We start from the raw sequence: 26,665 nt of genomic DNA, 5'->3' as shown, positions 1-26,665 counted from the left end.
AACCCTGGGGCGCGGGGCTGTGTTGGATGTGCGGCTACCGCCGCGCGGGCGCGACCAGCCACCTCGCAACCCGCACCCGACCACGGGCATCACATGGCAGACGCTTCCGACGTACCGACCTCCAACAGCCGCCCCCCGTCCCAGACCACCCCGACCTGCCGGTAGTACGCGGCGATCGGCTCACGAATCTCCAGCCGAGCAAGCTCCTCCGTCGGCGCCTCGAAGAGCTCCAACTCGGCGTCTCCGAGCCACGGTTGCCCCCCTTCGAACGAAGCGGCCCCCGACTCGATCAGCTCATCGAGAGCCAACCCCTTGCCCTTCTCGATCGAGGGCAGCCATCGGTGGTGAGCCATGGGATGAGCGTTCACGAACCCGTTCGTCTCCGACGGCTCCCGCAAGGTCACCACGGCCTGGGCCAACCGCCGGTCCGCCGCAGCGAGCGTCGCCCCGAACCGCGCCCCCGCCTCGATCCGCGGAGCGGGCCCGTACGGATGCGGCCGCGTCTGATGAATGGACCCGAGCTTCTTCGGATACCCCTGATGCAAGCCGCGCGCGATGGCGAAGTCCTTGTCCACCCAGATGTAGACGCACCGCGAATACGTCTGCCCGCGGTACTTGCACCGGACGACCGCGAAGGCCTCCTTGTACTGGGCCAGCACCGGATCGAGCAGCTCCGCCCCCGACGCCGAGCACGACTGCCAGTCGGCCCAGATCAAGGCGACCGCACCGGGATCCTCGTCGGCCAACTCCAGCGGCTCGGGCAGCAGTTCCCGCACCCGCGCCGGGTCCGTCCGGTACTCGACGGTCAGCAGATCACCGGAGTAGCGCCACGGCGGTGACGGAATCAGCGACGACGCACCGGTCGCCGTCTTGGGATGGAAGTAACCACGAACTGAGGACATGAGACGGGTTCCTTACGCGGTGAGGGCGGGCTGCTTCAGCAGCTGGGCGCGATAGCGGGCGGCACCCATGGCGGCGCTGTGGCCACCGAGCGCCACGACGCCGACCAACCGGTCGCCGGCGTGGTAGCCCACCAGGACGTCGCCGTCGGGGTCGCCGTCCAGGACACGTACGTCGTCGAGGCCGAGGACGGGCGCGCCGAACGACTGGAGCCGGAAGTCGTGCTGATCGCTCCAGAAGGTGGGCAGGGGCGCGAAGGGAGCCAACTCCCCCTCTGCACCGGTGAGATGAGCGACGAGCGCCTTCGCGGCATGCTTGGCCGTGTCGGTCGGGATCGACCAGTGCTCGACGCGCCGGGGCACGCCGTCGTAGCGGGCGTTGGGGAAGCGGGCGACATCACCGACGGCGACGACGTTCGGCCGGCCGCCGACCCGCAGTCGCTCGCAGGTGAGGACGCCGTCGGAGAGGTCGAGGTCGTTGCCCTGGAGCCACTCGACGTTGGCGACCGAGCCGACCGACTCCACGACCACGTCGGCGGGCAGGACTGTTCCGTCGTCCAGGACGACACCCGTGACACGGTCCTCGCCCTCGAAGGCGGCGACCCCCGTGCCGAGCGTGAAGCGCACACCGCGCTCCTGGTGCCGGGTCAGCAGCGCGCGGGCGAGCAGTTCGCCGAGCGGTCCGACCATGGGCAGGGGCAGCGGATCGACGACGGTCACCTCGCGGACGCCGAGTGCGATGGCGGTCGCTGCGACCTCGCAGCCGATGAACCCGGCGCCGACCACGACCACGCGGGCACCGGGACGGAGCAGTTCGTCCCGGAGGCCCTGGGCGTCGGCGAGCGTACGGACCGTGTGGCGGCCGGTGAGGGGGCCGGGGCAGCTCAGGCGGCGGGGTCGCATGCCGGTGGCGACGACCAGTCCGTCGTACGGGATCTCCGTTCCGTCGTCGAGGGCGACGGTCCGCTCGGCCAGCCGGGCCGCGACGGCCCTCGTACCCAGTCGCCACTGGACATCGGCGGCGGCCGCCTTCGGCGTGAAGGCCAGCGACTCGAAGGGCGCCTTGCCCGCGAGGACCTCCTTGGACAGCGGTGGACGGTTGTAGGGCATGTGGGGCTCTTCGCCCACCACCGTGATCGCGCCGGTCCAGCCGGCCGCGCGCAGCTGCTCGGCCGCACGCAGGCCGCCCATGGAGGCGCCGGCGACGACTACGCGTCCGGTCATGGGCTCAGCCCTCGATCCGGATGGCCTGGAGCGGGCAGACGTCGGCGGCCTCCTCGACCTCGTCGCGCAGAGCGTCGTCGGGGTCGGAGACGTGGACCAGGTGCCCGTCGTCGTCCATCGAGAAGACGTCGGGGGCCGCGAAGACGCACTGGCCGTGGTCCTGGCACTTGTTCATGTCGACTACGACCTTCATGGCCGGTCCTCCTGGGAGTGAGGGCGTCGGTGCGGTGGCGAAGGGGATGGAGGGCCCGGCCGGCTGTGCGGCCGGGCCCGTTGCCAAAGGGGTGCGAGAGCCGAACCCCTGACTCGTTTGGCTTCAAACAACATAGGAAGCGGCTCGACCCTGGTCAATACCTGTCCATGTGGATAAATTTTTGCGACCACCCCCTTGCGGGGCGGCGAACCTCTCCATACCGTTCGGGTTCAAACGACGACTCCGGGTCGCCCTCACCCCACCCGCCACCCGCCACTCAGGTCGTCCGCACGCCACCCTTCCCGATCCGCCCGAGGAGACTTCGGTGAGCGATCACGGCATCCCAGATCACGACATTCCAGATATCCGCCGGCACATGGAGCGGCTCACCGCCGAGGGCGTGGACGTGGTCCGGGTGGTCTATCCCGACCTCATCGGCACCGACCGCGCCCGGGACGTCCTGGTGGACCATCTGCCGTCGGCCTGCGCGCACGGTCTGGCCTTCTGCCGGGCCGTCTACCACACCAGCCCGCAGGGTGACGTGGTCCCGGTCGCGGGCGGCCTGGACGCCGGGCTGCCCGACGTGACCGTGCGGCCCGACCTGTCCACGCTGGCCGTGCTGCCCTGGGAGCCCGGCGTCGCCGCCTGTCTCGGCGAGGTCACCGACCCCGCGACCGGGGCGCCCGCCCCTGAGTCGCCGCGCGATCTGCTGCGCAGGGTGCTCGCCAGCTGTGCCGAGCAGGGCCTGCGCCCGATCGTGGGCCCGGAGCTGGAGTACTTCCTGCTGGAGCCCGCCTCCGGCACCCCGACCGGCTGGCGCCGCTCCCCGGAGGCGACCGGCGCCGTCTACACGGCCGGCCTGCGCGCCGATCCCGACAACCATCTGCTGCGCACCCTGCGGCACCTGCGCGACCTGGGCATCGGCGTCATCACCGGCAACCACGAGTTCGACGGCGGCCAGTACGAGATCAACCTCACCCACTCCGAGGCGCTGGACGCGGCCGACCGCTCCTTCCGCTTCAAGGCCGCCGTGAAGGAACTGGCCCGCAAGGAGGGCCGGCTCGCCACGTTCATGGCCAAGCCGTTCGCCGACGCGGGCGGTTCGGGCTTCCATCTGCACCTGTCCTGCGACGACGCCGAGGGCCGCAACGCCTTCGACGATCCCGCGGGCGCCCACGGTCTCGCAGCTGTGGCCCGGCACGCCATCGCCGGCGTGATCGCCCACGCACCCGCCCTGGCCGCGCTGCTCAACCCGACGATCAACTCGTACAAGCGCTTCGGCCCGGACACCCTCGCGCCCTGGCTGATCGACTGGGGTCTGGACAACCGCAGCGCCATGGTCCGCGTCCCGCCCGAGCGCGGTGCGGGCGCCCGTCTGGAGCTGCGCCTCGGTGACGCGAGCGCCAACCCGTATCTGGCCGTCGCCGCGACGCTGGCCGCCGCACTTCTCGGCATCCGGGCCGGCGAGGAGCCCCCGCCCCCGCTGGAGGGCTACGGCTACGACACCTCCCGGGCCGCGCTGCTGCCCACCGATCTGTCCGCCGCGCTGAACGCGCTGGAGGCGGACACCGACCTCGCCGAACTGCTCGGCAAGGACTTCACCGATTCCTACCTCTCCTACAAGCGCAACGAGGTCGAACGCTTCCAACGGCATGTCACCGACTGGGAGTTCACCGAGTACGCCTACCACCTGTGATCCCCAGGAGCCCTTGATGACTTCCGCATCCGAGCCGATGCCGCTCGCCGACGTGAACCTCGCCGACCTCGACAACTTCACGGACGGTGTGACGCCCTGGCGCATGTTCCACACCCTGCGCCACGAGGACCCGGTGCACTGGCAGCCGGAGGAGGCGCCCAACTCCGGTTTCTGGGCGGTGACCCGGCACGCGGACATCGCCCGCGTCGACCGCGACCCGGAGACCTTCACCTCGACGAGGTTCGTCAACCTGGAGGAGGTCGACGACGACCAGATCAAGAAGCGCGCCTCGATCCTGGAGATGGACGGCGTACGCCACCGCGCGCTGCGCAGCGTGATCCAGCGGCAGTTCGGCGCGAGCGTGATCAACAGCTACGCCGACTTCCTGCGCGGTCTGACCGCGACGACCCTGGACGCGGCCCTCGCCAAGGGCACGTTCGACTTCGTCGCCGATGTCTCCGCGGACTTCCCGATCAATGTGCTGGCCCGGCTGCTCGACGTGCCGCCGGAGGACAACCAGCAGCTCATCGACTGGGGCAACCGCATCATCGGCAACACCGACCCCGACTACGCGGACGTGCTGCTGCACAGCGCGGAGAGCGAGAAGTACCGCGATCTGCCGTTCCGCTCCCCCGCGTCCGTCGAGGTCTTCGAGTACGGCCGGGAACTGGCCCGGCAGCGGCGCGGCGGCGACGGCACGGACCTGGTCTCACGGCTGGTCAACACGACCCCGCGCGACGGAGTCCCGCTCTCCGCGCAGGACTTCGACAACTACTTCCTGCTCCTGGTGGTGGCCGGCAACGAGACCACCCGGCACACCATCTCCCACTCCATGCTGGCCCTGCTCCAGCACCCCGAGCAGCTCGCCCGCCTCCAGGAGGACCCGTCCCTGATCCCCACGGCGGTCGAGGAGTTCCTGCGCTGGGCCTCCCCCGTCTACCACTTCCGCCGTACCGCGACGCATGACGTCGAACTCGGCGGCAAGCGGGTCAAGGAGGGCGACAAGGTCGTCATGTGGTTCGCCTCCGGCAACCGTGACGAGGAGGTCTTCGGCAATCCGTACGACTTCGACGTCGCCCGCGCCGACAACGACCACGTCACCTTCGGCAAGGGCAGCCCGCATCTGTGCCTGGGCAATCTGCTGGCCCGTACCGAGATCCGCATCATGTTCGAGGAGCTCATCCCGCGTATCGCCGACATCGGGCTGGCCGGCGACGTGCCGCGCGTGCGCTCCAACTTCGTCAACGGCATCAAGAAGCTGCCGGTCGAGGTCAAGCTCGCCTGATCTCGAAATTCACGTGCCTCGGCGCGGCGGCCGCAGTACGGTCCCGGCGTGATCGATGACGACGGCTATTTCGGAGAGAAGATCGCTGCCGGCTACGACGATTCGGCCGCGGACATGTTCAGCCCTGACGTGGTGGACCCGGCGGTCGGCCTGCTGGCCGAACTCGCCGGCGACGGCGCGGCGCTCGAACTCGGCATCGGCACCGGCCGGATCGCGCTGCCGCTGTCCGGCCGCGGGGTCCCGGTGCACGGCATCGACATGTCCCGCGCCATGGTGGACCGGCTGCGCGCGAAGCCCGGCGGTGACGCCGTGGAGGTGACGATCGGAGACTTCGCGACCACGCGGGTGGCGGGCGAATTCTCGCTCGCCTACCTCGTGTTCAACACGATCGGCAATCTCACAGCCCAGGACGCCCAGGTCGACTGCTTCCGCAACGCCGCCGCCCATCTGCGGCCCGGTGGCTGCTTCGTGGTCGAGGTGGGCGTGCCCGATCTGCGCCGGCTGCCTCCCGGGCAGAGCGCCGTACCGTTCCGTATCAGCGACACCCAGTGGGCGTTCGACACCTATGACGTCGCCACCCAGGCCATGAGCTCGAACTACGTCACCATCGTCGACGGCCGCGCCGAGCACTGGTCCATCCCGTTCCGGTACGTCTGGCCGGCCGAGCTGGATCTGATGGCCCGGCTCGCCGGTCTGCGGCTGCGCGAGCGGTGGGAGAGCTGGACGCGCGAGCCGTTCACGAGCGAGAGCGGCAAGCATGTGTCGGTGTGGGAGAAGCCGGCCGGCCGATAGAGGGGCAGCGCGGTCGGAGCGTCCCGCATCGGCGGGCGTGCGCCCACGGCGTCAGGGGTTCGTCCACGCGTCGGGGTCGTCCGCGAGGCTCAGCACGTCGTCGGGCAGCTTCGCCGCGGCGACGTGGGCCAGGGTGACCTCGCCGAGGATCTTGCGGACGTTGGCGCGTACGGCGATCCACAGCGGCAGCAGCGACTCGGCGGGGCCGATGTAGGAGAGGTCGGGTGGGCGTACGCCGCGCACCGAGACTAGGGGGCCGTCCGCCACCCGGATCACCTCGGCGATGGCGATGCTGTCCGCCGGGCGGGCGAGCCGGTAGCCGCCCTTGCCGCCGCGCTGGCTGACGACGAGGCCGCCCCGGCGCAGATCGCCGAGGATGCCCTCCAGGAACTTGTGCGGGATGCCCTGTGCCTCGGCGATGGCCTCAGCCTTCAGCGAGGTGTCTTCGCCTGCCACGGCCAGCTCCAAAGCCGCCCGCACCGCATAGTCCGCTCTGGCCGAGATCCGCATGCCGAGATTATCCCTCACGGCGGTCCCGGTCCTCACGGACGACCCCTCGGTCAGGCGGGGATGCTGAACGGAGGGTGCGCGCCGTTGAGGAAGTAGTCCCCGACCTCGCGCAGCCGGTGGGCGACGGGCTCCCGCAGGGTGTGCGTGCGCGTGTCGCGCCAGAAGCGGTCGAGGCCGTGCCGGGCGAAGGCGGCGGTCGCGCCGACGGCCTCCAGGGCGCGAGTGGTGATCTCCTGCGCGGCCCGCGCGGCGGCGGCCTCGGCCGCGCTCGCGAGGACGGCGATCTCCGCGCCCTCCTCGTCGTCGAGGTCCTCTCCCCGCTCGAGACCACGGGTGAGGGCGTCCCCCGCCTGGTCGGCGAGGGCGGACGCGGCACGGGCGGCGACGGCGAGTTCGCCGTAGGCGGTGAGCACGTACGGATCCTGCGGCGCGCCGCCCTGCCAGGGCTGGGACGAGAAGGGGTGCCAGGGTGATGCCGCCGTCCGTCCGTGCTCGCGGACTTCACCGAGCAGCCCCTCGGCGACGCCGAGACAGAACTGTGCGGAGACCAGCCGAGCGGTCGGCGCGGCGAGGCCGGCGAAGGGGGACAGGGCGCCGTCGTCGGAGGAGAGGGAGCCGAGTACGTCTTCGCGTGCGACCGGCACGGAGTCGAACGACACGCCGCCCGCGGCGGCCAGCCGCTGTCCGAAGGTGTCGCCACCACCACCGCCGCTCACCAGGCCCGGCGCGGTGGTGTCGACGAGGACGGCGACGGGTTCGCCGGTGCCGGGCACGGCGGCGCGGACCAGCAGCCGGTCGGCGACGCCGACTCCGGAGCCGTACCGCTGATGACCGTCCAGCAGATAGCCGTTCGCCGTGGGGGTCAGCAGGAGCGGCGGTTCCTGGGAGGCGATGCCGCCGCCCCAGTACCAGTGCCCCGCCGCGAACGTGCGCTCGATGCGCGCGGCACGGTCGGGGCCGGCGAAGAACCGGGCGCAGTAGGACAGGAAGTAGTGGCTGCCCAGCAGATGGCCGACGGCTCCGTCGGCCGCGGCGACGGTCCGTACGACGGTGTGGGCGGTACGCCAGTCGGCTCCCCCGCCGCCTCGTTCGGCCGGGACGAGCAGGGTCAGCAGCCCCGATTCCCGCAGCCGCGCGACCTCGTCGAGCGGAAGCTTGCCCGCCTGCTCGCGCTCGACCGCGTCCGTGGCGAGGTCGTCCGCGAGCTCACGGGCGATGTGTGGCCAGTCCTCCCGTGGAGTGCCCCATTCGGTCGCCCCGTCCGCCGACGTCACGGGTGCGCCCCGGTCGGAGTCACCGAACGGAGCGGCCGGGGCCGGTGGGGCGATCGTCATGGCGTCATCCTCACTCGCTCCACCGACGGGGGTCAACACTTCCCTAGTAATTCGATAGGAAATCTAGGGAATGCGTGTGCGGTGTGGCCGATTCCCGCTCCCGACCGGCCGGTTCACGAGGGCGGACACGGCCGGGGCGCAGGTGAAGTCAGCTCCGGCTGCCCGCCCCCGCGAAGGGAATCTGGGCCACGGTCGGGTCGCCCGCCGCCCCACGGAACGGATGCGTCCACAGTCCGCGCGCCTCCAGCCGCGGCAGCACGCCCTCGCCGAACCAGTACGCCTCCTCCAGGTGCGGGTATCCGGAGAGCACGAACTCGTCGATCCCCAGACGGTGGTACTCGGCGATCCGCTCGGCGACCTCGTCGTGACTGCCGACCAGCGCCGTGCCCGCGCCGCCCCGCACCAGCCCGATGCCGGCCCACAGGTTCGGGTGGATCTCCAGGTCGTCGGAGCTGCCGCCGTGCAGCGCGAGCATGCGCTGCTGCCCCTCGGACTCGCTGCGGGCGAGCCCTTCCTGTACGGCCCGTACGGTCGCCGTGTCGAAGCCGGCCAGGAGCCGGCGGGCCTCCGCCCAGGCCTGCTCGGCCGTGTCCCGCGTGATGACGTGCAGACGGATGCCGAAGCGGACGCTCCGGCCCTGCTTCTCGGCCAGCGCCCGGATCCAGGCGATCTTCTCGGCGACGGCGGCCGGCGGCTCGCCCCAGGTGAGGTAGACGTCGACATGGCGGGCGGCGATCTCCCCCGCGATGGGCGAGGAGCCGCCGAAGTACACCTCGGGGACCGGGTCGGGCACCCGGGCCAGCTTCGCGTCCTCGACCTGGAGGTGCTCACCGACCAGGTCGACGGTCCTGCCCTCCCACAGTCCCCGCACGATCTGGAGGAATTCACCGGTACGGCGGTAGCGGTCGTCCTTGCCCAGGAAGTCGCCGTAGGCCCGCTGCTCGTGCCCCTCCCCGCCCGTCACCACGTTCAGCAGCAGCCGTCCGCCGGTCTGCCGCTGGAAGGTGGACGCCATCTGCGCGGCGAGCGTCGGCGAGACGAAGCCGGGCCGGAAGGCGACCAGGAACTTCAGCCGCTCGGTGTGCTGGGCGACCATCGCCGTGGTCAGCCACGCGTCCTCGCACCAGGCGCCCGTCGGAGTGAGCGCGCCGACGAAGCCCAGATCCTCGGCCGCACGGGCGATCTGGCCGAGGTAGGCGACCGTCGGCGGCCGGTCGCGGCCCGACACCGTGGCGGGTGTGCCGTGGCCGCCGCCGACGACATGGCGGCTGTCGCCGTTGGTGGGCAGGAACCAGTGGAAGGTGAGGGACATGGGGGTCTCCGTTCGGGGTCGTCGGTCACAGCAGTCCGTGCCGGGGCGGCTTGACGCCGCGCAGCACGTGGCGGCCGATGTGCTGGACCTTCCAGCGCGCCGGGTCGTGCAGGGTGTGGGTGCGGGCGTCCCGCCAGTGGCGGTGCAGGCCCAGGGAGGCGAGGGCAGCCCGGGTGCCAGCGACCTCGAAGAGCGCGCTGCCGACCTCCACGGCCGCCTCCGCCGCCGTCACCTTGGCGGCGGCGACCGCGATCGAGGCCTCGGCCGCCGAGTCGTCGGTCAGGTCGGCACGGGCGGCCGCCACGGACCGGGCCGCGGCGGCGAGCAGCGCGTCGGCGGCCCGCACCCGGATCGCCAGCTCGCCGAACCGCTGGACCAGCAGGGGATCCTCGGCGGCGGTCGCGTGTCCCTCGCCGACGCTCTCGAACCAAGGGCGGCTCTTCGTGCGGACGAACTCCACGGCCTCGGCGAGCGCACCGGCGGCGATCCCGGCATCGATGGCGGCATGCAGCAACTGAGCGACGGCGCCGTGGAGTTGGGGCCCCTGGAAGGTGAGATGGTGCGGCACCACCCGGTCGACGGGCACGGACACCGACTCCAGGCGGACGGTACCGCTGGCGGTGGTGCGCTGCCCCATGCCGTCCCAGTCGTCCACGACCGTGACGCCGGACGCGTCCCTCGGTACATACGCCACGTGCAGGTTGTCGTCGTCGGCGCGCGCGAGGACGGGGATCCAGTCGGCGAACAGGGCCCCGGTCGAGTAGTGCTTGACGCCGTTCAGGACGTACGACCCGTCCGGGCGCCGCGTCAGCCGGGTACGGATGTCCTGGACGTGGCTGGTCCCGGCCTCCGACTGGGCGTTGCCGAACCGCTTGCCGGCGAGTACCTCGCCGAAGAAGAACTCCCGCTGCTCCCGCGTCCCCTGCCGGCGCAGCACGTTCACGTACACGAAGTGGCTCTGCGGAATCTGGGCGAGGCTGGCGTCGGCCGAGGCCAGCAGCCGGAAGATCTCGGCGAGTGTCTCCGTACGGACGTCCGCGCCGCCGAACTCAGCCGGCACCGTCACCCCGAGCAGCCCGGAGGCGGACAGCCGCTGGAGTTCCGCGTGCGGCAGCCGGCGTTGCGCGTCCCGCTCGGCGGCGCCCTTGCGGAAGTCGGCGGCCAGTGAGGCGGCGACGGCGAGGGCCTCGGCGTCGTCGGCGATCACCGTCGCGGCGCTCATCCGGTGGCCGCCAGCAGGGTCGGGCGACCACCGAGGGCGATCGAGAACTGGTCGGTGACATGGGCCAGGGCCTCGGCGGCGGCCGGAGCGACGGTCAGGGTGCCGTCCTCGCCCACGCTGATGTCCTTGTCGAGGGTGAACCAGCCCGGCGTGATGTGGGCGGGGCCCATGGAGTTCAGCACCGGGCGCAGGGCGTAGTCGATGGCCAGGACGTGGGCATTGGTGCCGCCGGTGGCCAGCGGAAGGACGGTCTTGCCCGCGAGCGCGTACTGCGGGAGCAGGTCCAGCAGCGACTTCAGCAGACCGGAGTAGGCGGCCTTGTAGACGGGCGTGCCGATCACGATTCCGTCGGCGCGCTCGACCAGGGCGGTGGCCTCGACGATCGCCGGGTGGCCGAAGTCCGCGTGGAGCAGGGCCTCGGACGGGAGTGTGCGGACGTCGAACGGGATCACGTCGTGGCCCTGGGCGGCGAGCCGGTCGTCCAGGTGGCGCAGCAGCCGGGCGGTGCGGGAGGTGGCGGAGGGACTTCCGGAGACGGAGAGGACGGTGGCCATGGTGAGGACCTTTCGGGGCGTGTCGGATGCGGGTGGCTGGGCCTGGGTCAGGCTCGGGCGGCGATCGGCTCGAACTCGGTTGCCTGGGCCTCCAGTTCGCGGACGAGCGGCAGCACCCGCTTGCCGAAGTACTCGACCTCCTCCAGGTAGTGCAGGAAGCCGAGGAGGAAGAGGTCGACGCCGAGGCGCTTGTAGGCGACGATCCGCTCGGCGATCCGCTCGGGGGTGCCGATCAGCCCGGTGCGGAAGCCGTCGTTGTACTGGACCAGGTCGTCGAAGCCGGAGTCCTGCCACATGCCCTTGCCGTCGCCGGTGGACCGGCCGGCCTGCTGGACGGCGTCGCGGAAGCCGTGGACAGCCTCGGTGTCGGCCTTGGCGACGATCTCGCGGAGCGTCTCACGGGCCTCGGCCTCGGTGTCCCGGGCGATGAGGAAGCCGTTGAGGCCGAACTTCGGTGCGGTGCGGCCCACTTGGGCGGCGGACGCGCGGACGTCGGCGATCTGTTCGGTGACGCCGTCGAAGTCCTTGCCGTTGCTGAAGTACCAGTCGGAGACACGTCCCGCCATCGCGCGGGCGGCGGTGGAGTTGCCGCCCTGGAAGATCTCCGGGTGCGGCCGCTCGGGGCTGTTCAGGGGCTTGGGCTTGAGAGAGAAGTCGCGCAACCGGTAGAAGTCACCGGCGAGTTCGGTGTGGTCCTCGGTCCAGATCTGGCGCAGGGCGCGGATGAACTCCTCGGAGCGCCGGTAGCGTTCGTCGTGCTCCAGCCAGGGCTCGCCGAGGGCCGTGAACTCGCCCTTGAACCAGCCGCTGACGACGTTGACGGCGAAGCGGCCGTTCGACAGGTGGTCGGCGGTGGCGCCGAGTTTGGCGAGGACGCCCGGGTGCCACAGGCCGGGGTGGACGGCGGCGATGACCTTCAGCCGCTGGGTGGCCAGGAGCAGGGCGAGGCTGAAGCTGGTCGACTCGTGCTGGAACTCGGCGCCGTAGCTGGCCATGTAGCGGACCTGGCTGAGGGCGTAGTCGAAGCCGTTGTTCTCGGCGAGGACGGCCAGTTCGCGGTTGTAGTCGTAGCCCCAGTCGGTGCGCTGCTCGATGGTGCTGGTGACGAGGCCGCCGCTGACGTTCGGCACCCAGTAGGCGAAGCGGGCGGGGTCGGTTCCGGGTGGGACGGGCATGGCGGGCTCCTGGCGGGAATGCGCACGCGGAAAGGCGCGTGCGGTGTCAGGGAAAGGTGTTCGGTGATCGGGATTCGGGCGTGCGGGCACACCGTTCCCGGGAAAGCCGAAATCGCCGAGGAAAACGGCCGGCAGTGGAATTCACACAGGGAGATCAGCGCGAGTGCGAGGGTTTCCCTCGGGTGCGCTCAGACCCGACGGCGACAGCAGGAGCTGGAGACACGCGCAAGGTCGACATGGCGTCGCCGCGTGAGGTCCTGTCGCTTCATGCCTTCGATCAAAGCAGCGGGGAGTCCGACCGGTCAAGAATGCCCGGAGGGGATTCCACATGCTGAGAGTCGGTATTCACGAGGTTGTGACAGGGATTCCCTTGAACCCGGCGCCCGGCGGGCAGCAGTCTCCTGTCGTGCGTATGGAACAGCTCGAATACATCGCCGCCGTCACCCGGTTGGGATCGCTGCGGCGGGCCGCCGAGGAACTGCATCTGTCCCAGCCCGCGCTCAGCGAGACCGTGCGCAACCTGGAGCGCGAACTCGGTGTGGACCTGCTGGAGCGTAAGCGGTCCGGAGCGACGATCAGCGACGAGGGCCGGGAGCTGCTGCCGCACATCATGAGCGTGCTGGACGCGGTCGACCGGCTGCGGGGTGCGGCCGGTGACCAGCACCGCATCAGCCGAATGGTCCGGCTCGGCACGGTCAACACGGCCACCGTGCCGCTGGTCATCCCGACCGTGCGGGAGTTCCGGGCCTCGCACCCGGTGACCCAGGTCGAGCTCGTCGGCGCCCAGCAGTCCGAGATCCATCGTGGGCTGCTGGAGGGCGCGTTCGATCTGGGGCTGGTGAACTACCTCGGGGGCGACGACCTGCCGCCCGGCTTCGAGACGACCGAGCTGCTGCGCGGCCGGCCGGTGGTGTGCGTGCGCCCGGACAGTCCGCTTGCGGCGCTGGACACGGTGGACGCGGACAGCCTGCTGGCCGAACCGCTGGTCGTGATGCGGTCCGGCTATGTCATGCACCGTTTCCTGCACCGGCTGCTGGGCGGCCGTACGCCCTCCTTCTCGTACTCCACCGACGGCGCCGAGATGGGCAAGCTGATGGTCGCCGAGGGACTGGGGGCGACGGTGCTGCCCGACTTCAGTGTCCTCGGCGACCCGCTGGAGCGGCGCGGCGCGATCACCGTGCGGCCGCTCGCGGGGGACGCGACCGAGGTGCTGCTGGTCCTTCAGCGGCGCGACTCCGGCTCCGTCCCCCGGGCGGTACGCGATCTGCACGAGCTGTTCGTGCGCAACGCCCGTGCGTACGAAGCTCCTTCGTGCAGCGAGGATGCCTGATCAGACCACGGTCACCGGATGCCGCACCACCGCGCCGAAGAGATAGCCCTGTGTGTTGGGCACGGAGACGTCCGGCTGACGGCGGCCGGCGGTGTCGGTGGCGCGGGCGAGCAGATGGGTCGAGCCGGGTGTCGCGGGCTTCCAGGGGACGGACCAGCGCGTCCAGGTGTCTGCGCGGGGCCGGTCGTGCAGGCGGGCCGGGCGCCAGGTCGTTCCGCCGTCGGTGCTGACGTCGACCCGGGCGATCCCTCCCGTGCCCGACCAGGACCGGCCGTGCAGCACCTGGCCCTCCCCCACCGGGAACGTGGCACCGCTCGCCAGCTCGAAGGCGCTCTTGATCGTCTGCCGGGTCAGCGGGGCGCTGCCCTCCTGCGGGTAGGAGGGGCCGTACAGCCGGTAGAAGGTGGTGTTCCAGGGTGAGAACAGCGGCTGCGCGGACACCTCGATGTCGCCGACCCACTTGATCGACGAGATCCCCACCCACGAGGGCACCAGCACCCGCACCGGATATCCGTGGTCGTACGGCAGCGGCTCGCCGTTCATCTCGTACGCGAGCAGCACGTCGTCCAGCGCCTTGGCCAGCGGCAGCGGACGCCGCACCCGACCGAGGCTCTCCCCGCCGCTGACGTAATCGGCGTCCAGGCCACGCGGCTGCACGTCCACGGCGTAGGGGGACAGCCCCGCCCTGCGCAGGACGTCGGCCAGGCGCACCCCGCGCCAGCGGGCGACGCCGATCGCGCCCAGCGTCCAGGCGGTGCCGGTGACCGTCTCGCCCTGCTGGGTCGTGTAGTGGCTGCGGCCGTTTCCGGCGCACTCGACGAACGCGGTCCGGGTGACGGCGGGCAGGGCGCGCAGATCGTCGTATCCGAACTCGACCGGTTTGTCCTCGCCGGGTGTGCCCCGCAGCCCGCTGCCCCAGAGCCGCAGTCGCCAGTCGGCGGCGTCCAGGACGGGAGTGGTGGTGTGGTTGCGGACGAAGAACAGCTCGTTCGGGGTGTGGTGGCCGGTGCCGCGCAGGGCCTCCCAGCGGGTCTCGGCGTTGGTGCCGCGCTGGATGAACCACTCGGGCGGCAGCGGCTTGACGATCGGGGTGTCCGCGGCACGGGCGGGGCTGGGTGCGAGCGCGGTCGCGGCCCCCGTGGCCGCGAGCAGGGTCAGCAGCCGGCGGCGGCTGACCCCGTCGGCTCTGGCGTCCCCGGCGAGCCACTGACGCAGCCGGCGGCGGTCGTAGGCGGTCTCGTCGAGGCGGCTCGTGGGACGGGGGGAAGGCGCTGCGGATGCGGTCATGACGGGTCCTCGTCGTCGGGGTGGGGCCGGGCCTGGGCAGAGAGGTCAACAGTGTGAGCCGGACTGTGGTCACAACGGCGCGAGGAGGTGCGGCTGTTGACCGAAAATCCACTGCCGGCTCGCTCGGTCAGAGAACCTTCGACAGGAAGGCGCGGGTTCGCTCCTGGCGCGGGTTGTCCAGGACGGCGGCCGGTGGCCCCTGTTCCACGACGACACCGTCGTCCATGAACACCACCGTGTCGGCGACCTCGCGCGCGAAACCGATCTCATGGGTCACGACGATCATGGTGGTGCCGGTGCCGGCCAAGTCCTTGATGACATCGAGGACTTCACCGACCAGTTCCGGGTCCAGCGCCGAGGTGGGCTCGTCGAAGAGCAGCACCTTCGGTGCCAGGGCGAGCGCGCGGGCGATGGCCACGCGCTGCTGCTGGCCGCCGGAGAGCTGGCGTGGGTAGGCGTCGGCCTTGTCGGCGAGGCCGACCCGGTCGAGGAGCCGCCGGGCCGTCTCCTCCGCCTCCCCGCGCGGTCGGCGCAGCGCGGAGACGGGGGCCTCGACGAGGTTGTCCAGCACGGTCAGATGCGGGAAGAGGTTGAAGTTCTGGAAGACGAACCCGATGTGGGTGCGCTGCCGCAGAACCTCCTTCTCCTTCAGCTCGTGCAGCTTGTTCCCCACGCGGCGGTAGCCGATGAGTTCGCCGTCGATGCTGATCCAGCCGCGGTTGACCTTCTCCAGGTGGTTGATGGTGCGCAGCAGCGTGGACTTCCCGGAGCCGGAGGGGCCGAGGATCACGGTGACCTCGCCGGCCCGGACCGACAGGTCGACGCCGCGCAGCACTTCCAGCGGGCCGAAGCTCTTGTGGACGCCGTGGACGTCGACCATGACGTCGCTCATGTGTGCTCGGGCGGGTTGATCCGCGACGCGTCGATCGCGGAGGGGTCGGTGCCCCACTTCTTCAGGATGCGGGCGTAGGTGCCGTCCTTGATCAGCTCGTCGACGGCCGCCTGGAACGCCTTGGTGAGCGGGGAGCCCTTCTTGAAGGCGAAGCCGACGTCGAGGCGGTGGAACTCGCCGAGGAAGGCGGTCTGGGAGGCGGGCTGTGCCGCCTGGTAGCGCAGGCCGTTGATGGTCGACATGATCACGTCGATACGGCCCTGCTGGAGCGCGGTGAGGGTGGCCGCGTTCTCCGAGTAGACCTTCACGTCGTACGGCTTCTTGCCCGCTTTCGCGCACACGCCCTTCTGCGCGCTGAGGGTCGCCTCGAAGGTGGTGCCGGCGCCGGTGCCGATGGTCAGCCCGCACAGCTGGGTGAGGTCGGTGATCTTCGCCTTGAGGGCGGTGTTGCCCTTCTTCACCGCGAAGCCCTGGCCGTCGTTGATGTAGGTGACGAAGTCGATGGTCTTGAGGCGCTCGCTCGTGACCCCGAAGTTGCCGGTGCCGAAGTCGTACTTGCCGCTGCCGAGGGCGGGCAGGATCGTCTCGAAGGAGGCGTCCTGGCGCTCCAGCTTCACGCCGAGCACCCTGGCCACGGCGTCGGCGAGGTCGATGTCCTGACCGGCGGGTGCCTTGTCCGTGCCGCCCGGGTAGTACGCCCCGGGCGGGAACCCGATCGAGCTGCCGACGCGCAGGGTGCCCGCCTTGCGTACGTCGGCAGGGAGCAGGGCGGCGGCGGAGTCGACCTTGCGTACGGAGGCGACCGGGTCGTCGGTCGGCGCGGGAGATGCCTGGGCACCCACCGCGGCCGTGCCGTCGGTGTCGCCGGAGCCGCAGGCGGTCAGGGCCAGCAGCGGGAGCAGCGCGAAGGCGGCGGTGGCGCGCAGACGGGTTCTGATCGTGCGGATGTTCACTGGTCGTGGGCCTTTCCCGTGTGTCCCCGCGCTGCGAGGTGCTTCTCGAAGGGCAGCGGGCCGATGGTCTCCGGGTCGGCGTCCGTGTCGAACAGCGCCGTGTAGCCGGTGGCGAGATACAGGCCGCGGGCCTCGGGCTGGCGCGGCCCGGTGGTCAGGTAGACGCGCCGGTATCCGCGTGTGCCCGCCTCGCGCTCCAACTCGGCGACGACACGGCGGGCGAGGCCACGCCGGCGGTGGGCGGAGTGGGTCCAGATCCGCTTCAGTTCGGCCGTGTCGGCGTCGTAGCGACGGAAGGCTCCGCCCGCGACGGGCTCACCGCGCTCCAGCAGCAACAGGAGCAGGCCGCCGTGCGGTTCGGTGAACTCCTCGTCGGGGTAGCGGGAGATCTCGCCGTGCGCGTCGATGCCGTAGCGCGTGGAGTACTCGTGACCGAGCTCGCGCAGGAGGGGTCTGACGCGCGGGTCGGAGACAGGGACGTGAATGACCGTCAACTCGGGTGCGGAGGTCATCCGTTCACCGCCGCGAGCGTCTGCGTCCCGCGTGCGGCCCGCTCGGCGTCGCGCTTGGCGACCTCCTCGCGGACGATCGGGATCACGTACCGGCCGAAGTCGACGGCGTCGTCCAGCAGGTCGTAGCCGCGCGCGGAGAGGATGTCGACGCCGAGGTCGTAGTAGTCGAGGAGTGCCTGGGCGACCGTCTCGGGGGTGCCGACCAGGGCGTTGGAGTTGCCCGCGCCACCGGTCGCGGCGGCGGTCGGGGTCCACAGGGCGCGGTCGTAGCGCTCGCCGGCCTCGGCGATGGCGATGAGCCGCTGCGAGCCGACGTTTTGAGGTGTTGCAGCCTGGGGCTGCGCCTGACCGTTGTGGCGCTTGGTGATGGCCTCGCCCCGTTCCCTGCGGGCCTTGATCGCGCCGACCGTGCGGTGGGCCTTCTCCCAGGCCAGTTCCTCGGTCGGGGCGATGATCGGGCGGAAGGCGACCTGGATTCGGGGCACGTCGGTGCGGCCCGCGGCCTTCGCGGCGGCCTTCACGTGCTCGATCTGTTCGGCGGTCTTCGCGAGCGGCTCGCCCCACAGGCAGTAGATGTCGGCCTCGGCGCCTCCAGCGACGTACGCCGCGGGCGAGGAACCACCGAACGACACGCCGGGGCGGGGCTGTTGGACGGGGAAGACGTCGCTGACGAAGTCGTGGAAGCGGTAGTGCTCGCCCTCGTGGTCGAAGGGCTCGTGGGTGGTCCAGATCTTCTTGACGATCCGGATGTATTCGAGGGTACGGGCGTAGCGCTCGTCCTTGGTGAGGGTGTCGCCCTCGCGGCCCTGCTCGTGGTCGTTGCCGCCGGTGATGAAGTGCACCGTCAGCCGGCCCTCGCTGATCCGGTCGAGGGTGGCGAAGGTCTTGGCGGCGAAGGTCGGGTAGGAGACGTTGGGCCGGTGGGCGAGCAGGATCTGGAGACGGTCCAGCCTGCTCGCGATGTACGCGGCGGCCGGTGCGGGGTCCGGCGATCCGGAGCCGTAGGCGAACAGCACCCGGTCCCAGCCGTGGTCCTCGTGCGCCCGGGCGAGCCGGAGCGTGTAGTCCTTGTCGAAGGCGGCGCCGGAACGCGGCGTGGTTTCGGAGCCGTCGTTGGTGGCGGCGATGCCGAGGAACTCCACGGGCATGGAGATGACCTTTCGGGCAGTGCGGCGCGTGGGCGGGCATGGCTCAACCGCCCAACACGCAGGCAGAAATGATGGACCATCAGATGCGTGATGACGCCAGGCGTCGGAAGACGGTGCTACGGCAGCGCACGAAGGGAGAACTCGGCCCGCGACGGGGTCACCGAGGGAGGGAAGGGCCGGTCACAGGGCCCGCTGCCGAGTCAGGCGCAACACGCGGCGGAGCACACGCGACAGAAGTCGATGTGATCGCGCGTGACCAAGCGCTGCTGGGCATTCATGGGACCAATTGAGCAGGACTTCACGCGTCCCGTCAAGCAGCGCCCGGATCCCGGACCGGCTCGAACAGGGCCGCGCGGCGCGCTGTTGACACGTGGATGCCATGGGCACATACGATCGACGGCGGATCGGCTCCGCGTTGTGCGGCTGCCTCTCCGGCCGCGTTGAGGGACGCGGCGAGCGTGACGACGCCGAACCCCGGCCGCACCGAGTGCCGCCGGGGTCACCCACGCCTGCGTTCCCTCCCCCGGAGAGCCTCCCCATGGTCACGTCGCCCGATCTCACGTCCGGTCCTGCAACGAAGAGTCCCCCCGTACGCGCCACCGACCCACCGCGGATCGTGCCGCGCCGGCACACCGGACGGTGGCTGACCGCCGCCGTCGCCCTGCTGGTCTTCGCGATGGTGCTCAACTCGGTGATCCGCAACGACGCGTTCCAGTGGGACGTGGTGGGCCGGTACTTCACCACCACCGCCGTGCTCGACGGTCTGCTGCTCTCCCTGTGGCTGACCGCCGTGGTGATGGTGCTCGGCTTTCTGCTCGGCACCCTGCTCGCGGTCATGCGGCTGTCCGCCAACCCGGTGCTGCGCACGCTGAGTTGGGGCTATGTGTGGATCTTCCGGTCCACTCCGCTGCTGGTGCAGCTGCTGTTCTGGTTCAACATCGGCGCCCTGTATCCGACGCTCGGCCTCGGTATCCCCTTCGGCCCGCAGTTCCTCACCGTCAAGACGGTCAACCTGCTCGGGCCGACGCTCACCGCCGTCATCGGCCTGACCCTGCACGAGTCCGCCTACGCCGCCGAGGTGGTGCGCGGCGGCATCCTCTCCGTGGACTCCGGGCAGACCGAGGCCGCCCAGGCACTCGGACTGAGCAGACGCCGCACCCTGCGCCGGATCGTGGTCCCCCAGGCGATGCGCTCCATCGTGCCGACGGCCGGGAACATGCTGATCGGCACCCTCAAGGGCACCAGCATCGTGAGCGTGCTGGCCGTGCACGACCTGCTGTACTCGGTGCAGCTGATCTACAACCAGACCTACCAGATCATCCCGCTGCTGATGGTCGCCACCCTGTGGTACATCGCGGTCACCACGGTACTGAGCTCCGGCCAGTTCTACGTCGAGCGGTACTACGCGCGCGGCAACTCCCGTGCCCTGCCACCCACTCCGCTCCAGCGGCTGCGCGGTCACCTCACCGCCGTACGCCTCCGGCTGAGCGCGGCGACGGCGTCCGACGCCCGCCCGGCGATCGGCGGTGACCGGTGAGCGGCACCCCTGACCCGGCCGTCCTGGTCGTCGTCGGCGCGGGCCCGCGTGCCACGGGCCTGCTGGAGCGCATCGCCGCCAACGCACCCGAACTGTGGGACGGGGACCGGGAGTTGCGCATCCACCTGGTCGACCCGCATCCGCCCGGACCGGGACGGATCTGGCGCCAGGAACAGTCGGCGCTGCTGCGGATGAACTCCATGGCCGAGGACGTCACCATGTTCACCGACGAGTCGTCCACCATCGAGGGCCCGATACGGCCGGGACCCTCGCTCGCCGAGTGGGCCGCGCAGTTCTCCGGCACGGGCCCGCGTCACGCCCCGTACGCCGAACCCGCCGACCCGGACGTGCTCGCCGAGCTGCGCTCGCTGGCGGGGAGCGACTTCCCCACCCGCCGTGCCCAGAGCGCCTATCTGGACTGGGTGTTCCGCCGGGCGCTGGCCGAGCTGCCGCCCACCGTCACGGTCGAGTGGCACCGCACCACCGCGACCGCGGTCACCGGTCCGCCGGACGGCCCGCAAGAGGTGCACCTCGCCGACCGCGCCACCCCGCTCGCCGCGGACCTGGTGGTGCTCGCCCAGGGTCACCTTGGCTCCACCTCCACCGCCGAGCACCGTGAGCACGCCGCCTTCGCCCGCCGGCACGGCCGCTTCCACCTCGCGCCGGAGTTCTCGGCGGACGCGGACCTGTCGGCACTGCGCCCCGGCGAGCCGGTCGTCCTGCGCGGCTTCGGGCTCGCCTTCATCGACCTGATGGCGATGCTCACCGAGGGCCGCGGCGGCGCCTTCCGCACGGAGGCCTACGGCACCCTGACCTACCTGCCGTCCGGCCGCGAGCCCGTCCTGCACGTCGGATCGCGGCGGGGGGTGCCGTACCACTCCAAGACCCGCTACCAACTCCAGGGCCCCCGGCCACCGTTGCCGCGCCACTTCGGCCCCGAGGCGGTCGACGCACTGCTCACCGAGGGCCGCGCGCTGGATCTGCGGCGCGATGTGTGGCCGCTGATGGCGAAGGAGATCGGGTTCGGGCACTACCACGAGCTCTTCCACGCCCATCCCGAGCGCACCGCCCTCCCCTGGCCGGACTTCGTCGCCGCGTACGACCGTCTCGACTGGTACGCCGAGGACATGGCCGCGCTTCTCGCCGCGGCCGTACCGGATCCGGCGGACCGTCTGGACTTCGAGGCCCTGGACCATCCGCTGGACGGCCTCTCCTTCCCGACGCCGGAGGCGTTCCAGGATCACCTGCGTGAGTACATCGCCCAGGATGTCGCCCGCCGTGAGGACCCGGAGTTCAGCGCCGACCTCGGGGCGTTCCTCGCCCTGCTCTCCGTCTACGGGCAGCTGCCCCGGCTGGTCGCGGCGGGGCGGCTGACCGCGCGGTCCGTCGCCGAGCAGCTGGACGGCTGGTGGCACGGGTTCTTCAGCTTCCTGGCCTCCGGCCCGCCCGGCTTCCGGCTCCGCCAGCTGCTGGCGCTGTCCCGGGCCGGGATCGTCCGCTTCCTGGGCGCCGGCGTCCGGATCGGCACCGACGAGGACACCGGCACCTTCACCGCCAGCGGCCCCACGGTGCCCGGGCACACCGTCCACGCCACCGCCCTGATCGAGGCGTATCTGCCCGGCGCCTCCCTCGACCGCACGGAGGATCCGCTCCTGCGTGCTCTGCACCGGGCCGGCGCCCTCAGCGAGGAGGTCATCGCCGACCCCACCCACACGCACCGCTCCGGTCTGCTCGCCGTCTCCCCCGCCGACGGCCACGTCCTCGACCCGTCCCTCGGCGGCACCCATCCCCGCCGTATCGCCCTCGGCGCCCCGACCAACAGCCGGGCCGTCGCGGCTTTCGCGCGCCCGCGGACCAACGCGCCCGCCTTCCGTCAGAACGACGCGGTGGCGCGGGCGCTGCTGCACACCCTGACCTCGCGCGTCCCAAATAATAAGATGACAGTGTCCACTATGTGATCAACCCCTTGGGGTGGACGCATCCTTCTGCCACGATCCCCATCAACCAGGTAGGAAAACTAGGAATCTGCGGGGTGGGGTGGCCATGAGAACGCGCGACCACGCAGATCTGTCGCTGCCTCTTCTGACGTCACGTCGCCACATCGACCTCGGCCGTACGTCCAGCGCCATCTGTCGCCTTGTCTGAGACTCCGCGCGCAAGCCCCCCACGCGTCCCCCCACACCGCTGCGCTCCCTGCCGCCCCTTGCGGACGGCGGGCGAGTGGTGTGCCGGTGCACACCGACGGGCTCCACGCTCCGTTGCCGCATCTCCCTGATCACCTTCCCTGAGAGGACACCTCCGTGTCTGCCGCAAGACCGCTCACCGCCCTGCGTACCTTCGCCGTCGTAGCGGCGCTCCCCCTGCTGCTGACCGCCTGCGGCTACGGCGCCGAGTCCACCGACGACGGCAAGCAGGCCGAGGTCGCGGCGGACGCCAAGAAGCTGTCCGCCGACGAGGTGAAGATCGGCTACTTCCCCAACCTCACGCACGCCACCGCGCTGGTGGGCGTTCAGGAAGGCCTGCTCCAGAAGGAGCTCGGCGGCACCAAGATCAAGCCCTCGACGTTCAACGCGGGCCCGTCGGAGATCGAGGCGCTGAACTCCGGGTCCATCGACATCGGCTGGATCGGCCCCTCCCCCTCCATCAACGGCTACACCAAGGCGGCCGGCAAGAACCTGCGCATCATCTCCGGCTCGGCCTCGGGCGGCGTGAAGCTCGTCGTCAATCCGGAGAAGATCAAGTCCGTCAAGGACGTCAAGGGCAAGAAGATCGCCACGCCGCAGCTCGGCAACACCCAGGACGTGGCGCTGCTCAACTGGATCTCCGAGCAGGGCTGGAAGGTCGACGCCGAGAGCGGCAAGGGTGACGTGTCCGTCGTCCGCACCGACAACAAGGTGACGCCGGACGCCTACAAGTCCGGTTCGATCGACGGCGCCTGGGTGCCCGAGCCGACCGCCTCCAAGCTGGTCGCCGAGGGCGGCAAGGTACTGCTCGACGAGGCCGACCTGTGGCCGGACAAGAAGTTCGTGATCACGAACATCATCGTGTCGCAGAGCTTCCTCAAGGATCACCCGGACATCGTCGAGGCCGTGCTGCGCGGTTCGGTGAAGACCAACGCGTGGATCAACGCCAACCCGGACAAGGCCAAGGCCTCGGCCAACGAGGCGCTGAAGGAAGAGTCCGGCAAGGCCCTGCCCGCCGAGGTCCTCGACCCGGCCTGGAAGTCGATCACCTTCCTGGACGACCCGCTGGCCGCCACCCTCGACACCGAGGCGGAGCACGCGGTGAAGGCCGGGCTGCTGGAGGAGCCCGACCTGAAGGGCATCTACGACCTCGCGCCGCTGAACAAGGTTCTCAAGGCCGAGGGCAAGGACGAGGTCGACGACGCCGGTCTCGGCATCAAGTAAGCACCGTTCCGAGAGTTCCCAGGAGGTGACGACCATGGCCACCACGACGGCCACGACCGCCAAGGTCGCCGAGGACGCCACGGCGGTGCCCTACGCCGCCCGCATCGAGCACGTCTCGAAGTCCTTCGCCGGCCCCGCCGGGCAGCAGCTCGTCCTCGACGACATCACACTCGATGTCGCACCGGGCGAGTTCGTCACCCTCCTGGGGGCCTCGGGCTGCGGCAAGTCCACCCTGCTCAACCTGGTCGCGGGGTTGGACCTGCCGTCCGCCGGCTCGATCGGCACGGACGGCCGGCCCGCCCTGATGTTCCAGGAGCACGCCCTGTTCCCGTGGCTGACCGCGGGCAAGAACATCGAACTCGCCCTGAAACTGCGCGGGGTCGCGAAGGCGGAGCGCCGCCAGGAGGCGGAGCGGCTGCTCGAACTCGTCCGGCTGAAGGGCTCGTACGGCAAGCGGGTGCACGAACTGTCGGGCGGTATGCGCCAGCGGGTGGCGCTGGCGCGGGCACTCGCCCAGGACAGCCGGCTGCTGCTGATGGACGAGCCGTTCGCCGCGCTGGACGCGATCACCCGTGACGTGCTGCACGACGAACTCACCCGTATCTGGCGGGAGACGGGCGTGTCGGTGCTGTTCGTGACGCACAACGTGCGCGAGGCGGTGCGCCTCGCCCAGCGGGTCGTCCTGCTGTCCTCGCGACCGGGCCGTATCGCCCGGGAGTGGACGGTCGGCATTCCGCAGCCTCGTCGTATCGAGGACGCCGCGGTCGCCGAGCTGTCCGCCGAGATCACCGAAGAACTGCGTGGGGAGATCCGCCGCCATGGCCGGCACTGACAACGGCGTCGACGTCGAGAACGACGTCAAGGTCGCCATCAAGAAGAACGGCGCCGAGGACCTGGCCGGACTGGAGGCCGGGCTCGACGCTCTGGACTCGGTACAGGTCCGCCGTACGTCACTGCGCGAGACCCTGGCACGCAAGGTGCTGCCGCCCGTCACGGCCGTCGCGCTGGTGCTGGTGGTGTGGCAGGTGCTGGTGTGGGCCGAGGTGGTCCCGGCGTACAAGCTGCCCTCGCCGTCCGACGTCTGGGGCGAGGTGCGTGAGGCCTGGCTCCAGGGCACGCTGCTCGACTACATCTGGACATCCGTCTCACGGGGCCTGCTCGGCTTCCTGCTGGCGCTGGCGATCGGCACCCCGCTGGGCCTGCTGGTGGCGCGCGTGAAGTTCGTGCGCGCGGCCATCGGACCGATCCTGTCCGGTCTCCAGTCGCTGCCGTCGGTGGCCTGGGTGCCGCCCGCCGTGCTCTGGCTGGGCCTGAACAACTCGATGATGTACGCCGTGATCCTGCTCGGCGCGGTCCCGTCCATCGCCAACGGTCTCGTCGCCGGCATCGACCAGATCCCGCCGCTGTTCCTGCGTGCCGGGCGCACCCTGGGCGCGACCGGTCTTCGCGAGGCGCGGCACGTGGTGATGCCGGCGGCGCTCCCCGGCTATCTGGCGGGACTGAAGCAGGGCTGGGCCTTCTCCTGGCGTTCGCTGATGGCCGCCGAGATCATCGCCTCCTCGCCGGATCTCGGGGTCGGCCTGGGCCAGTTGCTGGAGAACGGGCGCAACAACAGCAGCATGGCCCAGGTGTTCCTGGCGATCTTCCTGATCCTGCTCGTCGGCATCGCCATCGACCTGCTGATCTTCAGCCCGCTGGAGCGCAGGGTGCTGCGGAGCCGAGGGCTGCTGGTCACTCACTGAGGGACGGCACCTCGACCGGTCGGGGGTCGGGCACCCAGCGGGTCTGCGGACGGTGGCAGACCCGCTGGGCAAAACCGTGAAACCGACCGGACGTGAGACCGGACCGGCCCGTCACGAACCCCGCGGCGGTCGGATCCACCCCAGCGACCGCTCGACGGCCCGCTTCCAGGAGTCGTACTCCCACTCCCGTCGCTCGGGGTCCATGTCCGGCAGCCACTGGGCGGCCATGTGCCAGTTGCGGCGCAGGACCTGCAGATCGGGCCAATACCCGGCCGCGAGCCCCGCCGCGTAGGCCGCGCCCAGCGACACCGTCTCGTGGACGAGCGGCCGTACGACGGGAACGTCGAGCACATCGGCCAGGATCTGCATGAGCAGATGGTCGGACGTCATGCCCCCGTCCACCTTGAGCTGCTTCATGGCGAGTGCGGAGTCGGCGTTCATGGCGTCGACGACCTCGCGCGTCTGCCAGCCGGTGGCCTCCAGGACGGCGCGGGCCAGGTGGCCCTTCGTGATGTACGACGTGAGGCCGACGATGACGCCTCGGGCGTCGCTGCGCCAGTGGGGTGCGAACAGACCGGAGAACGCGGGGACGATGTAGCAGCCGCCGTTGTCCTCGACGGTGCGCGCCAGCGTCTCGATCTCGGGGGCGCTGTGGATCAGACCCAGCCGGTCCCGGAACCACTGCACGAGCGAGCCGGTGACGGCGATCGGGCCCTCCAGGGCGTAGACCGTGGGCTGGTCCGCGATCTTGTACGCCACCGTGGTGAGCAGCCCGTGCTGGGACCGTACGAGGTCGGTGCCGGTGTTCATCACCAGGAAGCTGCCGGTGCCGTAGGTGCACTTCGCCTCGCCCGGCGAGAAGCAGGTCTGGCCGAAGAGTGCCGCCTGCTGGTCGCCGAGGGCCGCCGTGATGGGCACACCGGGGAGCAGGGCGCGGGCCTCGCCGTAGCGCTCGGCGGAGGAACGGATCTCCGGCAGCATCGCGCGCGGCACCCCGAAGAAGTCCATGAGGGCTTCGTCCCAGGTCAGCGTGCGGATGTCCATGAGCATGGTGCGGCTGGCGTTGGTGGCGTCCGTGATGTGCAGACCGCCGTCCGGGCCGCCCGTGAGGTTCCAGATGAGCCAGCTCTCGATGGTGCCGAACAGCACCTCTGCGTCGCGGGCGCGCTGCTCCAGCCCTTCGACGTTGTCGAACAGCCAGCGGATACGGGGCGCGGAGAAGTAGGTCGACGGAGGGAGACCGCAGTGTTCGAGGAAGAACTCCTCCCCCGGATCCTGTCGCAGTTCGTCGACGAGCGGGGCGGTGCGTGTGTCCTGCCAGACGATCGCAGGGCGGAGGGGGACGCCCGTGCGCGGGTCCCAGAGCACGGACGTCTCGCGCTGGTTGGCGATGCCGATGGCGGAGATCTGCCCGGCGTCGATACCGGCGTTGGAGAGCGCCTCGGGGACGACGCGCTGGAGGTTGCGCCAGATCTCCACGGCGTCGTGCTCGACCCAGCCGGGCCGCGGGAAGAACTGCTGGTGCTCGCGCTGGGCGACTGCGGCCAGTCGCCCGCCGTGGTCGAACAGGATGCAGCGGGTGGACGTGGTGCCCTGGTCGATGGACATCACATACCGTTCAACCATGATCGGCCCTGCCTTCCGATGTGTCGCGAAGGTGC

26 protein-coding genes are annotated in these 26,665 nt (G+C 70.8%); 10 read left to right on the top strand and 16 right to left on the bottom strand.

Annotated elements, in window-relative coordinates; all coding sequences use genetic code 11:
• Positions 1 to 89: 89 nt before the first annotated feature.
• The 3 genes from ACFQ6S_RS01925 to ACFQ6S_RS01915 are packed head-to-tail and all read right to left on the bottom strand — an operon-like array spanning position 90 to position 2,316.
• Positions 90 to 902 (bottom strand): acetoacetate decarboxylase family protein, encoded by an 813-nt coding sequence (locus ACFQ6S_RS01925; protein WP_383401988.1) that lies wholly within the window; start codon positions 900 to 902, stop codon positions 90 to 92.
• Between the two features lie 12 nt (positions 903 to 914).
• The gene (locus tag ACFQ6S_RS01920; protein ID WP_383401986.1) at positions 915 to 2,123 is read right to left on the bottom strand and encodes an NAD(P)/FAD-dependent oxidoreductase; all 1,209 of its coding nucleotides are present in this window, start codon (positions 2,121 to 2,123) and stop codon (positions 915 to 917) included.
• Positions 2,124 to 2,127: 4 nt separating this feature from the next.
• Entirely contained in the window at positions 2,128 to 2,316 is a 189-nt protein-coding gene (locus ACFQ6S_RS01915; protein WP_126898499.1) for a ferredoxin, read from the bottom strand.
• A gap of 376 nt (positions 2,317 to 2,692) precedes the next feature.
• Between ACFQ6S_RS01915 and ACFQ6S_RS01910 the strand changes: the two genes are divergently transcribed.
• From ACFQ6S_RS01910 to ACFQ6S_RS01900, 3 genes are read left to right on the top strand one after another with little or no spacing between them, the layout of a single operon-like run.
• On the top strand, positions 2,693 to 4,012 hold the full coding sequence (locus tag ACFQ6S_RS01910) for a glutamine synthetase family protein (RefSeq protein WP_383404264.1): 1,320 nt from the start codon (positions 2,693 to 2,695) through the stop codon (positions 4,010 to 4,012).
• Between the two features lie 16 nt (positions 4,013 to 4,028).
• On the top strand, positions 4,029 to 5,297 hold the full coding sequence (locus ACFQ6S_RS01905; RefSeq protein ID WP_383401983.1) for a cytochrome P450: 1,269 nt from the start codon (positions 4,029 to 4,031) through the stop codon (positions 5,295 to 5,297).
• Between the two features lie 48 nt (positions 5,298 to 5,345).
• Complete coding sequence (locus ACFQ6S_RS01900; protein WP_383401981.1) at positions 5,346 to 6,089, top strand: class I SAM-dependent DNA methyltransferase; 744 nt, start codon at positions 5,346 to 5,348, stop codon at positions 6,087 to 6,089.
• A gap of 51 nt (positions 6,090 to 6,140) precedes the next feature.
• On the opposite strand, the gene ACFQ6S_RS01895 is transcribed toward ACFQ6S_RS01900, so the two are convergent.
• The 7 genes from ACFQ6S_RS01895 to ACFQ6S_RS01865 form a co-directional block, all read right to left on the bottom strand.
• Complete coding sequence (locus tag ACFQ6S_RS01895; RefSeq protein ID WP_383401978.1) at positions 6,141 to 6,599, bottom strand: RrF2 family transcriptional regulator; 459 nt, start codon at positions 6,597 to 6,599, stop codon at positions 6,141 to 6,143.
• A 50-nt stretch (positions 6,600 to 6,649) separates the two neighbouring features.
• Complete coding sequence (locus ACFQ6S_RS01890) at positions 6,650 to 7,933, bottom strand: acyl-CoA dehydrogenase family protein (RefSeq protein WP_383401976.1); 1,284 nt, start codon at positions 7,931 to 7,933, stop codon at positions 6,650 to 6,652.
• A 148-nt stretch (positions 7,934 to 8,081) separates the two neighbouring features.
• Positions 8,082 to 9,245 carry an LLM class flavin-dependent oxidoreductase gene (locus tag ACFQ6S_RS01885; protein WP_383401973.1) on the bottom strand — a complete coding sequence of 388 codons (1,164 nt, stop codon included), beginning with the start codon at positions 9,243 to 9,245 and terminating at the stop codon, positions 8,082 to 8,084.
• A 25-nt stretch (positions 9,246 to 9,270) separates the two neighbouring features.
• Positions 9,271 to 10,467, bottom strand: coding sequence for an SfnB family sulfur acquisition oxidoreductase (locus ACFQ6S_RS01880; RefSeq protein ID WP_383401970.1), 1,197 nt, complete (start codon positions 10,465 to 10,467; stop codon positions 9,271 to 9,273).
• A complete protein-coding gene (gene ssuE, locus ACFQ6S_RS01875; RefSeq protein ID WP_383401967.1) occupies positions 10,464 to 11,021 on the bottom strand; it encodes an NADPH-dependent FMN reductase in 558 nt (185 codons plus the stop codon). Before ssuE ends, ACFQ6S_RS01880 begins: the two co-directional genes overlap by 4 nt.
• Positions 11,022 to 11,068: 47 nt before the next feature.
• Positions 11,069 to 12,196: a dimethylsulfone monooxygenase SfnG gene (sfnG, locus tag ACFQ6S_RS01870; protein WP_383401964.1), complete on the bottom strand. Its 1,128-nt coding sequence runs from the start codon at positions 12,194 to 12,196 to the stop codon at positions 11,069 to 11,071.
• A 188-nt stretch (positions 12,197 to 12,384) separates the two neighbouring features.
• Positions 12,385 to 12,465 (bottom strand): putative leader peptide, encoded by an 81-nt coding sequence (locus tag ACFQ6S_RS01865; protein WP_365765822.1) that lies wholly within the window; start codon positions 12,463 to 12,465, stop codon positions 12,385 to 12,387.
• 137 nt (positions 12,466 to 12,602) lie between these two features.
• Here ACFQ6S_RS01865 and ACFQ6S_RS01860 point away from each other — a divergent pair, with 137 nt between their 5' ends.
• Entirely contained in the window at positions 12,603 to 13,526 is a 924-nt protein-coding gene (locus ACFQ6S_RS01860) for a LysR family transcriptional regulator (protein ID WP_383401962.1), read from the top strand.
• Here the strand turns inward: ACFQ6S_RS01860 and ACFQ6S_RS01855 are convergent, their stop codons facing one another.
• The 5 genes from ACFQ6S_RS01855 to ACFQ6S_RS01835 all read right to left on the bottom strand — a co-directional run bounded on the left by ACFQ6S_RS01855 (position 13,527) and on the right by ACFQ6S_RS01835 (position 18,318).
• Positions 13,527 to 14,813 (bottom strand): sulfite oxidase, encoded by a 1,287-nt coding sequence (locus ACFQ6S_RS01855; protein ID WP_383401959.1) that lies wholly within the window; start codon positions 14,811 to 14,813, stop codon positions 13,527 to 13,529. It lies immediately after the preceding gene.
• Between the two features lie 127 nt (positions 14,814 to 14,940).
• Positions 14,941 to 15,705: an amino acid ABC transporter ATP-binding protein gene (locus tag ACFQ6S_RS01850; RefSeq protein WP_383401956.1), complete on the bottom strand. Its 765-nt coding sequence runs from the start codon at positions 15,703 to 15,705 to the stop codon at positions 14,941 to 14,943.
• On the bottom strand, positions 15,702 to 16,652 hold the full coding sequence (locus ACFQ6S_RS01845; protein WP_383404261.1) for an ABC transporter substrate-binding protein: 951 nt from the start codon (positions 16,650 to 16,652) through the stop codon (positions 15,702 to 15,704). The genes ACFQ6S_RS01850 and ACFQ6S_RS01845 overlap by 4 nt, the downstream gene beginning before the upstream one ends.
• A gap of 2 nt (positions 16,653 to 16,654) precedes the next feature.
• Positions 16,655 to 17,170, bottom strand: coding sequence for a GNAT family N-acetyltransferase (locus ACFQ6S_RS01840; protein ID WP_383401953.1), 516 nt, complete (start codon positions 17,168 to 17,170; stop codon positions 16,655 to 16,657).
• On the bottom strand, positions 17,167 to 18,318 hold the full coding sequence (locus ACFQ6S_RS01835) for an LLM class flavin-dependent oxidoreductase (RefSeq protein ID WP_383401951.1): 1,152 nt from the start codon (positions 18,316 to 18,318) through the stop codon (positions 17,167 to 17,169). Before ACFQ6S_RS01835 ends, ACFQ6S_RS01840 begins: the two co-directional genes overlap by 4 nt.
• 538 nt (positions 18,319 to 18,856) lie before the next feature.
• Between ACFQ6S_RS01835 and ACFQ6S_RS01830 the strand changes: the two genes are divergently transcribed.
• The 6 genes from ACFQ6S_RS01830 to ACFQ6S_RS01805 all read left to right on the top strand — a co-directional run bounded on the left by ACFQ6S_RS01830 (position 18,857) and on the right by ACFQ6S_RS01805 (position 25,004).
• The gene (locus tag ACFQ6S_RS01830; RefSeq protein WP_383401948.1) at positions 18,857 to 19,855 is read left to right on the top strand and encodes an amino acid ABC transporter permease; all 999 of its coding nucleotides are present in this window, start codon (positions 18,857 to 18,859) and stop codon (positions 19,853 to 19,855) included.
• Positions 19,852 to 21,813 (top strand): FAD/NAD(P)-binding protein, encoded by a 1,962-nt coding sequence (locus tag ACFQ6S_RS01825; protein WP_383401945.1) that lies wholly within the window; start codon positions 19,852 to 19,854, stop codon positions 21,811 to 21,813. Before ACFQ6S_RS01830 ends, ACFQ6S_RS01825 begins: the two co-directional genes overlap by 4 nt.
• A gap of 85 nt (positions 21,814 to 21,898) precedes the next feature.
• Positions 21,899 to 22,000 (top strand): putative leader peptide, encoded by a 102-nt coding sequence (locus tag ACFQ6S_RS01820; protein WP_351187250.1) that lies wholly within the window; start codon positions 21,899 to 21,901, stop codon positions 21,998 to 22,000.
• Between the two features lie 155 nt (positions 22,001 to 22,155).
• Complete coding sequence (locus ACFQ6S_RS01815) at positions 22,156 to 23,262, top strand: aliphatic sulfonate ABC transporter substrate-binding protein (protein WP_383401943.1); 1,107 nt, start codon at positions 22,156 to 22,158, stop codon at positions 23,260 to 23,262.
• 34 nt (positions 23,263 to 23,296) lie between these two features.
• Positions 23,297 to 24,094 (top strand): ABC transporter ATP-binding protein, encoded by a 798-nt coding sequence (locus ACFQ6S_RS01810; protein WP_383401940.1) that lies wholly within the window; start codon positions 23,297 to 23,299, stop codon positions 24,092 to 24,094.
• The gene (locus tag ACFQ6S_RS01805; RefSeq protein ID WP_383401937.1) at positions 24,081 to 25,004 is read left to right on the top strand and encodes an ABC transporter permease; all 924 of its coding nucleotides are present in this window, start codon (positions 24,081 to 24,083) and stop codon (positions 25,002 to 25,004) included. The genes ACFQ6S_RS01810 and ACFQ6S_RS01805 overlap by 14 nt, the downstream gene beginning before the upstream one ends.
• Positions 25,005 to 25,115: 111 nt before the next feature.
• Here ACFQ6S_RS01805 and glpK read toward each other — a convergent pair whose 3' ends face one another.
• Entirely contained in the window at positions 25,116 to 26,630 is a 1,515-nt protein-coding gene (gene glpK, locus ACFQ6S_RS01800; RefSeq protein ID WP_383401934.1) for a glycerol kinase GlpK, read from the bottom strand.
• Positions 26,631 to 26,665: the final 35 nt, after the last annotated feature.

It is taken from the genome of Streptomyces sp. NPDC056479, assembly GCF_042795335.1.
Lineage (GTDB): Bacteria > Actinomycetota > Actinomycetes > Streptomycetales > Streptomycetaceae > Streptomyces.
The sequence above is the reverse complement of the archived record's forward strand: the minus strand, read 5'-3'. Positions and strand labels throughout refer to the sequence as shown.